Source organism: uncultured Tateyamaria sp. (assembly GCF_947503385.1).
GTDB lineage: Bacteria > Pseudomonadota > Alphaproteobacteria > Rhodobacterales > Rhodobacteraceae > Tateyamaria.
Genome location: NZ_CANNDO010000013.1, coordinates 1 through 12,056, shown reverse-complemented (window position 1 = coordinate 12,056; position 12,056 = coordinate 1). Strand labels below are relative to the sequence as shown.

Here is a 12,056-nt window from a genome sequence, read left to right as displayed (position 1 = left end):
TGCACTGGCGCATCATCTGAGTCACCGTTCGCCCATCGGTAGTACTTTTTAGGGTGTCTATTTGTGAACGCGCATTTTGGTCAGGCGGGTCGTCAGGGTCGGCTGGAGACGGCTTTAGGCCGGGACGCATTGGTGCTTCTGCGCATGGACGGCACCGAAAAGATGTCAGGCGATTTCGAGTGGACCGTTGAGGCGCTTTCCGAAGATGCGGAGATCGATCTGCACGCACTTTTGGGCACCCACGCCACCGTGCTCATCGACCACGCCAGCGGCACGCGCGCCTTTGACGGCATCGTCGCGGAGGCGCAGGCGCGGGGCACGGACGAGAACGGCTTTCGCTATGACCTGACCCTGCGGCCCTGGTTGCATGTGGCGGGGCTGCGACTGAACATGCGGATTTTCCACAACCAGACCGTGATCCAGATCGTGGAGGCTGTGCTGGGCGACTATGCCGGTCTCGGCTCCCCGCATCTGGATGTGCAGGTGACGGGCGACTATCCCACGCTGGAATATACGGTTCAGTATGGCGACAGCGACGCCGATTTCGTGCGCCGCCAGCTCGAACGCCACGGCATCTCCTGGTCTTGGCGGCACGAGGCCGGGAACCACACGCTGCTGTTGACGGATGCGGCTTTCAGCCTGCCTACAGTGCCCGGTGGCAGCCGTCCTTTTTACCGGATCGCAGGGTTTCATCAGCATGATGAGGAACACTTCAGCCGCTGGTCGCCCGGCCAGCGCATGACCACGGGGGCGGTGCGGCTTACGGAGTATAACTTCAAAATTCCCACGGCCGCACAAGAGGTTGACCAGACCGGCGACGCGACGCACCCCGCGGGCGATATCGAGAGCTACGACTGGCCCGGCGACTATCTGGAGCAAGGTCAGGGGCGCGGCGTGGTTGGAACGCGGGTGGATGCCGAGCGCGGTCAGGCGCCGCGGCACGAGGCTGCGGGTGATGTTGTGTCGCTGGGCGCAGGCTGGCGTGTGACCCTGGGCGGGGACGAGGTGGCAGACGCGACGGGCCGCGGTTTCGTGTGCCTGAAGGCCACGCACCGCTTCCGGGCGCAAGCCTACGGGTCAGGGGAAGCGGGTGGGGACGAGGCGCCCTATGCGGGCGCCTATGTCCTGATGCCCGACGACACGCCGTACCGGCCCGAGCAGTGCACCAAGGGCCCCCGCGTGCAGGGGCCCGAAACCGCCGTCGTGGTTGGCGAGGGTGAGATTGACTGCGACGAATATGGCCGCATCCTGTGCCGCTTTCACTGGGATCTTGAGGGCGCGCATACGATGCGTGTGCGGGTGAGCCAGAACTGGGCGAGCAAGGGCTGGGGCGGCATGGTCATCCCGCGTATCGGCATGGAGGTGATCGTAGAACACTTGCGCGGCGACCCCGATAAGCCCATCGTCACCGGCTGTGTCTTCAATGGTAAGAACGATGCACCCTATCCTCTACCGGAACACAAGACAAAGAGCGTTTTCAGAACCGATACTCATAAAGGCGACGGGTTCAACGAACTCACATTCGAAGATGAAAAGGGGCAAGAAAAGATCTATCTGCACGCCGAAAAGGACCACGAGCTCCACATAGAAAACAATCGCTCGAAGCGGGTTGATCGCAATCAGTCGGAAAGCGTCGGCAACAATAAGTCCATCGAGATCGGCAATAACCACCAAGAGGTCATCGGGGGCAATATGACCCTGATGGTCGGCCCCAACAAGCTGCAGAATGCCGTTACCTCTGCGTTCTCCAAGTTCACAAATGCAATTGGTGACATGGCAAACAACCTGGGTTTGCCGGATATTCTGAATATGGGCGAGGGTAACCTCGTGATCGGTGTGGGGAAGAACAAGGCTGAAACCGTTATGGTGAGTTCAACCGAAGTGGTCGGCGCTGGCAAGGCAGTCACGGTGGGCGGCGGGTATCAGGTGGTTGTAGGTGGGATCCAGAACACGTCCGTTGGGATCGGTGCGATTGAGGAGGTCGGGCACAACAAGTCAATTGTGGTCGGTAAAGTCTTCGAAATAATTGTAGGTGAGTCCAAGTTGGTGATGACCGAGGACGGAAAGATCGATATTTCCGGCGTTGATATCACTATAAATGGCAAGTCTTCGATCGCGGCGAAAGCCGGAAGAATAGATTTGAATTGAGGCGCGCATGACCGAGTATGGAAAAAGCGCGTGGAAGAAACGTGCAGGCAAACGCCGCAGCATCAGGGACGAGGCTCGCGCTGCTTTCACGACAGAGTCGGGTACCGCGCCGCTCGGATCGTTTGAGGACCTTAATCTTGCTCCCAACGACATGCGCCGCCGGGTCGTGAGCCTGATGAAGGTAACGCGTGACGGTCCAGTGGGCGCAGAGCAGTTGGACATTCTTACGCTGATGGCGCGCACGCTGCTCTCGACCGGCTTGGGCAGCGGGGGGCCGATGGCCACCGTGAGCAGAACTGTTCTTTCGCCGCACGCGACAACGACGCGCGATTTATGCGAGTGGTTTACCGAAAGCTACGACCTCAGATCGCGGAACTGACCCAGTGATGCGGTCACCTCCAGCAGGTCTCTCGCTTCCCAACCCAGTATGGCAGCAGGTGGGCGAGCTAGGCCCGCGGGCACAACAGGCTGCCGGTGGGGTCAGTTCCCATGTCGATCTTTCAGTGCCACAATTGCTTCTGGATGCACAGCGGGCCTATAACGATGAGATTTACCAGAACCTCATGGCCTACGCGGCCCAACTGCAGGTGCTCGGCATTCTCGCGGGCGTGATCGATGGGCCTACGGAAGAATACAGGGCGGCCGTCGCAGAGGCGGCAGGAAACTACTTCGACCACCTTCTAGAGCGATCACAACGGACGCACTGGACACAAAATTCGTCGCCGTTGGACGCGGGAAGCACCATGCTTGGTCTTTGGTATCAGGCCTTGGGCGGCATCGTGCGCGGTGTCTCGCCCGACGACACTTATGCACAGCGGGTTGGCGAAGACTGGTCTGCAATAGGAGATCGGCTCCGAACGACGGATCCCGATAACCTCATCTCGAATGTCGGGGCCGACATGCTGCAGTCGCTCTGGGATGCCTGCGAGGCGCGTTGGGACCAGTTTTGGGACGATTTCGACAATGAGGGTCTGATGTCGGCCATGGCGCGTCTGCGCGCCGACGCGGATTTTTTGGCAGCGGAATTGGCGATCGACGTAGCTCTGGCCGTGGCAACCGGCGGCGCAGCGGCTGCAATCCGCATTGTAGCGCGGCGGGTTTCGGCCACAGCATCGCGTGTGGTGATCCGGGCGGTGAACGTGGCAAGCAACGCGGTGCCCGACGCCGATATTATCAGGGTGATTAACCTTCCCGACGCAGATATCGACCAGCGCATCGTCAGACAAGTTCTGGACGAGGAAAATCTGCGGACCCGGTCGCAGCGCGGCGATCTGACCGAACGCGCGGAAGTCGAAAACCCAAGTACCGAACGCCCGAGTGGCAGCGCCGGCGCCACCAGGGAGCCCGACCCCGTCTTTCGCCACCCACGCGAGGGCGATACCCCGCGCAGCCGGGACGAACTGCTAACCAATGGCCGCGTCCCGGGTGCACGACGGTTCAATGCATGGTTCGACGATCTCTCGCCGGCTGAGCTCGACGACCTGTGGAGCGACCCGACCCACCAGAGAGCCATCAGGAACAGACTTTTGAATGGTGGCCGCCACCATGAATGGCTGATGCGCTCGCGTGCACCGCACTTGAAAAGGCTTGGGTTTACAGCTGACGACATTATGGAATTTGTCGATGCGACGGATGGACTGTCAGGGCCTGTACCAGGGCGGCCCGGAGAACGCTGGAGTCACCGTCCACAAGATGGAGGTCCAGGAAGCGGGCCGAATTCAGGCAACATGCACAATGCATTGGGAGATGTGATTGACAATGCAACAACCCGAAACGGCTTGCTTAGAGCGTTAGGTGACTTTGCCGAAGATTGGCTGGATGATGGGGTTGCAAGCTTCCCCGAGAGCCTACGAAATGCTATTAATGCGGCAGGAGGATAGCATGAGCTTGCAAACCGACTGGACCGATTTTCTGGCGCAGCCAGCGGCGTTTGAAGACGACCATTTCAGCCATCTTCTCTACGAGAATGGCGCTCTGGACAATGTGGAGACATTGTTCTCGTCGTTACCAGAGGGACGCGCCATCGCGCGTAATGTGCGCCAGTTGGTGACTGAATGGGAATTGGGACGCGCTTACTACGTTAGCCGGGGCTACGCCCCATTAGAACAGCAGATCGCGCGAGCCCGAGCGTACGTAGCTTCGTTAGTTAAATTCGCGACCGAAGAAGGCGAAATGGATGAAGCCGACCGCCTGCGCAACGCGCCACTCGTCACGGTCGACGACCGCGACACGTTCGAAGCGATGTTCCGTGACCGCAAAGTCCAGCGCAGCGAGGTGCCCGACCTCCTGAACGACGTCGTTCTCGATTTATTGGCGTCCGCTGACAGTCGCCTCTTTGCGCTTCAGGAAGCCATCATGGAGTTAACACGTTCATTCGAGGTCACGCATTGGGTTTTGAACCCTGTGCTGGGCCTGCAAATTGACCTCGACGCAGCCTACGCCTTCCAGAGGGACGGTGGTTACATCCTGCTTGCAGAGAACCAAACCATTATTTTCTCACCGCAAACTGAATTTGTTGAGGCTAGCAACCAAAGCTGAGGCGTCAATGACTCGGTGTAATGCCGACGCGAAACCCAGCAGGCGCGCACTACGCAACAGTGAGTCCGCTCAGCACAGAAAAGGGCAATATTGGGCGCAGTTTGACGATATTTGGACTCATATTTTGGTGCTCATACGGCCAATTAATTTGGCATCAATTCTGATTAGAAACGGTTGATCATTTTCTAGTTATGTCGGGGCGTGTACTCGAATAAACTGCGCAAAATTTCATTGATGATTTTGCATCAGGGGTCAACCCAACGCCAATAGTTAAACCAAAGGTGGCGAATTTTACGCTCGCGAATGACCTGATCGACGACCTGTTTTGCGATAGGAGAAGCGCGATGCCGCATCGGCGAGAGACTGCTGCGCCAGCAAAGTGCGAAAACTCAAGGTCGGCTTTGTCCCGCGATGTGTGAATTTGAAGAAGCCCGGAATTCGCACTTGCAGCGAATGACCGCATAGCGGGCTGCGACCGCAGCATCTAAACCGGTTGGCCAAAGGCAGGAATGGGCCGTTTACCGATCAATTGCCTTGGCGATCATCTTTTAGCCGCTGCTCAACGTCCCCAAAGACTCCCTCCGCACCCGGGCGCCGCAGGCCTTTGCGAAGCTCGGACTCGGCTGCCTGGAAGTCACCCGCGGTGATCAAGATATCCAAGAATCGGCGGCGCGCGACGTGGTTGTCTGGGTCTTCCAAAAGGATGGCGCGCAGCGCTTCGATCATCGTTTCGCCGCCACTTTCCCCGTGCGACGGAACAATTCTGGTGAACACGTCGCAGCCAAGTTCGTGGCGTCCCGCGCAGGCAGACCTTGTCATTAGGACCGCAAGGTCGACCTGGACCGGGTTTTGAAACCCTTCGGACATCCAAACCGTCACCAAACGCATGCATCCCTCGGCGGCGCCACTTGCGCATCCATATGCAATGAAGGCCCTGCCGCGCGCAACGTCCACGTCGCCGCGAACGCCTTGCAAATACCACAAGCCAATTTCGGCGCAGGCCGCAGCCAGCCCGAGATCACAAGCCTGATGCATGCGGTTGAAAGCTGCATCGGACAAACTGTCTTCAATCTCCATCATCAGGCGGCTTGCCTGAGCGCATTCCACGCCACCGCCGTCGTCACAAGACAACTCCAACTGAGCAAGGCGTGGTCCATTGCTTTGGCTGCTTGGCCCATTGGAGCCCGGGTCTGTCTGCCGTGCGACGATGCAGGCGGACCGTTCCCCAAGGTCGCAAGCACGACCGAAATATGTTCCGCCACTGGCATTGTCACCGGCGACAAAAGCCATCCGCCCAGCAACGAGACAGCCGTCTGGCTCCTCCAAATCACAGGCATAGCTCATGAGCCTTTCCATTTTGGGGCGTGGCACGTCGATGATTGCTTCGGCATTTGCAACGCATTCGAGCGTCAAGGTGCCGTGACATGCGCGCCGCAACATCACCAGCCTCGATGCGTCATCAGGAGACAATCGGGTGGCATAGAGGCACAAACGTTCGCCAGATTTGTCGCACAGAAACTCATCTAACTTGGTCACGCCAGAGGGGCTGGGGCTCACCGCGACCAGCGCCGCGTAAAACAAAAGCAACGTGACGAAAAACAACGATACCGCAAGGACCCGGAAAGGCGCCTTCTGTCGGGATAGGTTTGGGTCAATCGATTTGCGGGCAAATACGGTGCCTAGGCGGGCGACATAGCTCAGAACCAATCGTCGCGCCGCAATCACGAAGAAAAAAACCAAGGCCGCCAACGACGTCGTGAAGGTGGAATAGAAATACGCCGAATAGGGTGAAAAAAGTACCGCCATTTCGAGAATTGAGATGCCGGGCTCACCTCGGAAATATCGAACAACCGTTAGGCTGGACCATATGATGAAAGCCGAAGATCCAAGATCAACCGCAATGAGGATAACCTGTGCCCAGAAAGCACGATACCGCGCCATAAGCCCAATCCAGACCCGGGTCAGGCGCAAAGATAGGTAGTCGGGGAGGATATTTATCAGCGCGCCAATGATTACGAACTTGAACATGTCCGGATCAGGATTGGTCCAGAACACCCGTGCGGGCAGATAAATCCACAACGTGACCGAAACGATCAAAACCGAGAGTAACGAAATGGCGGAGGACCAGAAAAAGCCTTTGAAGCTGAGGAACGAGCGTCCGAACCATTGATCAAATCGGTCGATGAAACCCTCTTGCCATGACACGTCTTCCGTCCGTTCAAAATAAGCACTAAGCCTTGTTCGAAGCTTTGCCGCGCCATCCAGCGCGGCGATCGGGGCACATATTGCAACGGCTATTGCCAAGGCTTCTTTGCCCGGCGTGACAAACGTTGCGACGAATTCCGAAAATGTCATGGCGCTACCGCCGAAATTTCTCTCAAGACGCTAGTTAATCTTTGTGTGGCGGTCTCCTCGGCCCCCGGTTCAGCTGAAATTGGAGTCGACAGGCGAACCCACCCTTTCCCGTCAGTGGCGTGGTCTGATTGGATGCAAAGCGCGCCGATGCGGGTGGAGGTCAGGTCAGGATAGCGTCCGCAGCGACCCTCATACCAGTAATACACAAGTTGTCGGTTGAACCCCCGTACAATGGTCAGCGCGGCGACCCGATCAGGCACCTTCCCGCCTGTTTCTTGGGGAATCGAGACATACCTTAGGCTTTCAACCTCCCAATCGGGGGCATCCGACAAAAATTGTGTGGGCAGAGTGGGTTCGAAGAATTCCTTGCCGCGGACCAACCGCGCATAGCGCACAACACCGTAGGGCGCATCCCGGACCAAAACTTTCGAGACCGTTTGATCCATCTCGTCCGACAGGAATGTCATCTCGGATGAAGTGTTTCGCACAATGTACCAAGGTCCGTGATTTCCAGCGTCTTGCACTTCGACTGTGGGCGGAGGTGGCGCAAACCACCGACCAGCGAAAGAGAGAGTAATTGAGGCTGCCAGAGCGAGGTAGATCACGGGCGGGAAGAGTTGGGCAGTAGAAGTTCGCCAAGCCCGCCGTGCACCTTCAAAAACCGGTGCAAAATCGAGATCAAACTGATCCGCAAATAGTTTTTTTTCTCCCGAAAGTCGCGTCAGTCCAAAGGCCAGGCCAAACAGGACGGCGACGGAGGCAATAAAAATCAACCAGCCTTCCAAAAAATGCGCAAAACCCTCGACGTGGGAATGATCGCCGAGCAGGTTCACCGTGAAAATGATGAAGGTGACGCGGATGACGTTCATCCCGATGGCAATGGGCGCCGCCATGAGAACAACTATGACTTTGACCCACCCGTCGCAGCGCAACACTGCCGCCAGCGTGGCGGCAAAGCTGAGCAGCGGCAGGATGTAGGACAAGCCCGAACAGGCCTGTGCCACAACCAAGTAAACGCCTGCTACATCAATGACGTTGTATTCTAGGGCCGCGGGTAACCCAAAGAATTGTGACAACTGCACCGACCCGATCGCCGTAATTCTTTGCAGCGCATTCTGGAGTTGCAGAAAAGCACTCTCTGACAGCGGTAGTGTCGTCAACAAAACCAGCGCTGCGGGCAGAAATCTCGCAATTATCGATCTCCTCAGTATGCAAGCCGCCACTGCACAGATGACCAGAAATACGGCCAATCCGGACCACGCGCCCAACGAAAAAAAAGCTGCGGTACCAGCCAAGAACAAGGCGCCGACAAGGATAAAAAATGCGCCCCAATGAGGGCGATCGCGACAGAAGTCGCCTTCTGTCAGCCCTACTTGCCTCAGGACAAGCATAACAAAGAGTAAAGCGGAAAGCGGCCCGTGGGAGTATTCTGGGCGCGCCCAAGAACCGACAATAAATGATAGCCCTGTCCACAAAAGGATCAGAAACAACCCTAGAATGCCTGGAAACCGGAACGATGTAACAGGATTTGGGGCGTGTGAGCCTTCCTGTGCAAGAGACATACGACTTATCCAAACGCATCAACGAGTTTTGCTTAAACACTAGTGCCAAAGGCCGGGTGAAGGAAACGTACTTCACTTAGAAATTATGTCCGTGCAGTCATTGGTTCTTAAATCTGCACGATGTGGTGTGCGGGAAGTGAAGCGAACCGGCGCATTCCGCCATATGCGCACTGCAAATCACGTCAGTGGTAGTGCACCACAGCCCGATATGCGGCAACGCATAGGGCCCGCTCCGGATACAATGAGCGTTGCAATAGGGCGCTGCGTCGAGACGTACTGAATGCCGAGTGGTTAACAACAACGAAGCAAGCCCCGATCGTGATGAATCATTCGCTTCGACAGATCAGCCATACCCGTCCCCATCAAGCGCTCAACCTGCGTCCGGCCCTGCTAGAAATCGTACTAGAGAAACTACAAATCTGTGGTCCGATCATTGAGAGCTAGACACTTCTGGTCGCTAACTCAGAGAGTTCGTCGAATTCGTAGAGGCTGCGCAGGCCAAAGCGTCACATGAGTGATTGTGGTTGAAAAGACTCTCTGCTGCGATTGCAGCGCATGACCACAAATGGGCTGCAAACGCAGAATTTTAAACTTAGGTCTAAGGTCCGGAATGGGCCGCCAGTGAAGGCGACCCAAATACGCTAGATTTCAATGGCTTCGGCGATGGCCAGGGCATCCTCGAGTTCTACGGCTAAGTACCGGACGGTGCTGTCCATCTTGGTGTGACCGAGAAGAAGCTGAACGGCTCAAAGGTTGCCGGTCTTCTTGTAGATCTGGGTGACCTTGGTTCGGCGCATCGAATGGGTACCGTAAGCACTCGCCTCGAGACCGATCGACGTAACCCAGTCGCGGACAAACCTTGCATACAGCCGGGTTGAGATGTGCAGGCGCTCATGGAACCGACGCGGCCAGAGGAACTCGGAACCGACCATGAGTTCATCTTCCATCCATTTCTCAACCGAGGCACGTGTGCCTTCAGAAATTTCGAACCCCACCGGTTTTTTGGTTTCGCTTTGCAAAACCGATGCCCGTTCTTTGATCTGACCAGACGCCATGACGTCGACGACTTTCATCTTCACCAGGTCGCAGCCACGCAATTTACTGTCGATGGCCATGTTGAACAGCGCGAGATCACGGTGGTTCTCGGCCAGTTCAAGTCGCACCCGGATTGCGCAGACATGCTTTGGCTTCAATGGTCGTTTCTGACCGACAATGCGTCCTTTGTTCCAGGCAGGCCGAAGCGCACGAATGTCAGGTAAGTTTGGTGTTTCCATGACTGATCCTCCGATCCGCCACGCCCTCCCAAAAACGACAACCCGACGTTGACCGAAACATCCTATCACAACATGCCGCGCCGCATCCGAAGTCGGCTACGAGCCCACTCTGCGGGATGCTGCACTCTGTACGGACGTCTGCATTCATGGTCAGTTGCCATAGGTTACATGCTATGCACGGATTGCAGCTCGCTTCGGACATGCGATGGCAAATTTGGAAGGTTTCAGTTGGGTTCTTCAGAGTTAGAAACAGTCATTCTGGCGGCGGACATCGTGGGATATTCGCGGATGATGGATGAGGATCACAGCGTCGCGTTGGACGCCCTGAGAAACGTCCGCGACTGTATTGTCGAGCCATGCATTGCAGCGGGCGGCGGTGTGGTTATCAAACGTCTTGGGGATGGGTGGCTGGCCGCATTCGATGGATGCTCGGACGCGTGCGCATCGGCACTCAAGATACAAGACCTGTTAGCCAATGATGGAACCGCAGCACTCCGCATCGGTCTTCACCAAGGACTGGCCAGCTTTGTGGATGAAGATGTCTTTGGGACCGGCGTCAATATCGCGTCGCGGCTCGAGGCGCTCGCAAAACCGGGCGGCATTGCCATTTCAGATGCTGTGTTCGCGAACCTGTCCGAAGACTTGCAAGTGTCCTTTGAGAATGCGGGAGCGCGGGTACTCAAGAACATTGCAGAGCCGGTGAAGGTCTGGGCGTTTGGAGGCATTCCTCAGACTGCGGTGACATCTGAACCAATTTCTATCCAACTCGAGAATTTCGTCGAAAAGGCATCACTCGATACCTTCGCCCCAGAGATCGTGGAAGCGACCGCAATCGAGCTCGAGAAGTACCGCTGGCTACATGTCCTCCGACCGGAAAACGAGGGCGCACCTTCGAAGTATGTCTTGAACGCTACACTGCGCCGGTCCGGGGATCGGATACGGCTCACAGTCCATCTTTCCGTTCGACATGACAGGCGGCGGCTTTGGAGCGAACGGTTTGATCGGGTCGTCATCGATGAGTTCGAACTAACAGATGAGCTTAGTTTGGCGCTTGCTTTGCGGATCAGCGCAGAGATCGACGCACACGAAAAAATGCAAGCCCAGATGCGTCCGCCAGAACAGTTGAACGCGGCCGAGCTCAGTGCGCGCGCCAATGATCTGATGTCATCAGGCCAATCCGACGCATTTGAGGAAGCGGAAGCCATGCTCAAGCGGGCGGTTGCGCTCGAACCAAGGAACACGTCGGCTCATATACAGAGGTCTTTCGTGGGTTACCGTAAGGCCATGAGCGGTGCATGGCCCGTACAGGCAACGCTCGCGGCGGCATTGCAACCTGCCTTGGACGTCGTTCGGATGGACCCCAAAACGCCAGGTGGCTATGTCATGTTGGCCAGTGTGAACGGCATGATGGGGAAAACCGAAGCCGCTCTTGAAGCGGCGGCGCAAGTTGAACGCTTGAATCCAAACGCCTGGGGCGTACCTCATGGAAGATCCATTGCGTACACGTTTGCGGCGCCAGAGTGGGCACGGATGCACGATCCTGAAGCGTTGCTCGCGATCTCGAATGCGGAACGGACACTGGAACTGGCGCAATCATCCAAGTTTCGATCTGGGCACCTTTTCTTTCTGGGTATTGGTCAGTTGCTGGATGATGCATCAGACCTACAACTTGGCATTTCCACCTTGGAAAGATCAGCAGGTGCTGCTGGTGCCAATTGGTGGCCAAGCTTGTTTCTCGCTTTGGCAGAACTGCGGCGGGGCAAGAGGCAGATTGCGCAACAGCACATCTCAGCTGCGCATACTCTGTTTCCGGCACTTTCAATGTCAGCCATCGCCGAAATTTTTGACAGGAGCCGAGTTTGGCCGGTCTGGCAGATGGAACTGGAGCACTTGCCCGACATCGGCTTGAAGACCTAACCGACTGTTTGACCCGTTGAGCGTAGGTCTAGATCGTCAACAGGTACCCGTTGGCGCAATCGCAGCGAAAGCGCGCCTTGTCCCGCAGATTGTGCGTTCGATCATATTCCGATTTTGCAGGCGCGGCGAATGGCAGGAATGCGGGCTGCGACTACAGCATCCCGAGCGTGCGTCGAAGGTCCGGAATGGGCCGCGAGCTGCCTTTGTTCAAGGCAGAAGGCCACTCAAGCTCAAGCTGCTACCACCAAGATCAACGGTCTCA

At 56.8% G+C, this 12,056-nt stretch carries 7 protein-coding genes and 2 pseudogenes; 6 read left to right on the top strand and 3 right to left on the bottom strand.

Annotated features, from left to right (window positions below; translation table 11 throughout):
• Positions 1 to 63: 63 nt before the first annotated feature.
• The 4 genes from tssI (at position 64) to Q1A85_RS21805 (ending at position 4,686) form a co-directional block, all read left to right on the top strand.
• Positions 64 to 2,148: a type VI secretion system tip protein TssI/VgrG gene (gene tssI, locus Q1A85_RS21820; protein ID WP_299694870.1), complete on the top strand. Its 2,085-nt coding sequence runs from the start codon at positions 64 to 66 to the stop codon at positions 2,146 to 2,148.
• A 7-nt stretch (positions 2,149 to 2,155) separates the two neighbouring features.
• On the top strand, positions 2,156 to 2,527 hold the full coding sequence (locus tag Q1A85_RS21815) for a hypothetical protein (RefSeq protein ID WP_299694868.1): 372 nt from the start codon (positions 2,156 to 2,158) through the stop codon (positions 2,525 to 2,527).
• Between the two features lie 124 nt (positions 2,528 to 2,651).
• Positions 2,652 to 4,028: a hypothetical protein gene (locus Q1A85_RS21810; RefSeq protein WP_299694865.1), complete on the top strand. Its 1,377-nt coding sequence runs from the start codon at positions 2,652 to 2,654 to the stop codon at positions 4,026 to 4,028.
• Position 4,029: 1 nt separating this feature from the next.
• Positions 4,030 to 4,686 (top strand): hypothetical protein, encoded by a 657-nt coding sequence (locus tag Q1A85_RS21805; protein ID WP_299694862.1) that lies wholly within the window; start codon positions 4,030 to 4,032, stop codon positions 4,684 to 4,686.
• A 525-nt stretch (positions 4,687 to 5,211) separates the two neighbouring features.
• Here Q1A85_RS21805 and Q1A85_RS21800 read toward each other — a convergent pair.
• Together Q1A85_RS21800 and Q1A85_RS21795 are read right to left on the bottom strand one after the other, a co-directional pair.
• Complete coding sequence (locus Q1A85_RS21800) at positions 5,212 to 7,041, bottom strand: hypothetical protein (protein WP_299694858.1); 1,830 nt, start codon at positions 7,039 to 7,041, stop codon at positions 5,212 to 5,214.
• Positions 7,038 to 8,531 (bottom strand): exosortase/archaeosortase family protein, encoded by a 1,494-nt coding sequence (locus Q1A85_RS21795; RefSeq protein ID WP_299694855.1) that lies wholly within the window; start codon positions 8,529 to 8,531, stop codon positions 7,038 to 7,040. Before Q1A85_RS21795 ends, Q1A85_RS21800 begins: the two co-directional genes overlap by 4 nt.
• Positions 8,532 to 8,834: 303 nt before the next feature.
• Between Q1A85_RS21795 and Q1A85_RS23020 the strand changes: the two are divergent.
• Positions 8,835 to 9,047: pseudogene (locus tag Q1A85_RS23020) on the top strand (integrase core domain-containing protein); the annotation flags it as partial.
• 197 nt (positions 9,048 to 9,244) lie between these two features.
• Here the strand turns inward: Q1A85_RS23020 and Q1A85_RS21790 are convergent.
• A pseudogene (locus tag Q1A85_RS21790) lies at positions 9,245 to 9,877 on the bottom strand (tyrosine-type recombinase/integrase).
• A 72-nt stretch (positions 9,878 to 9,949) separates the two neighbouring features.
• Between Q1A85_RS21790 and Q1A85_RS21785 the strand changes: the two are divergent.
• Positions 9,950 to 11,794, top strand: coding sequence for an adenylate/guanylate cyclase domain-containing protein (locus tag Q1A85_RS21785; RefSeq protein WP_366140626.1), 1,845 nt, complete (start codon positions 9,950 to 9,952; stop codon positions 11,792 to 11,794).
• Positions 11,795 to 12,056: the final 262 nt, after the last annotated feature.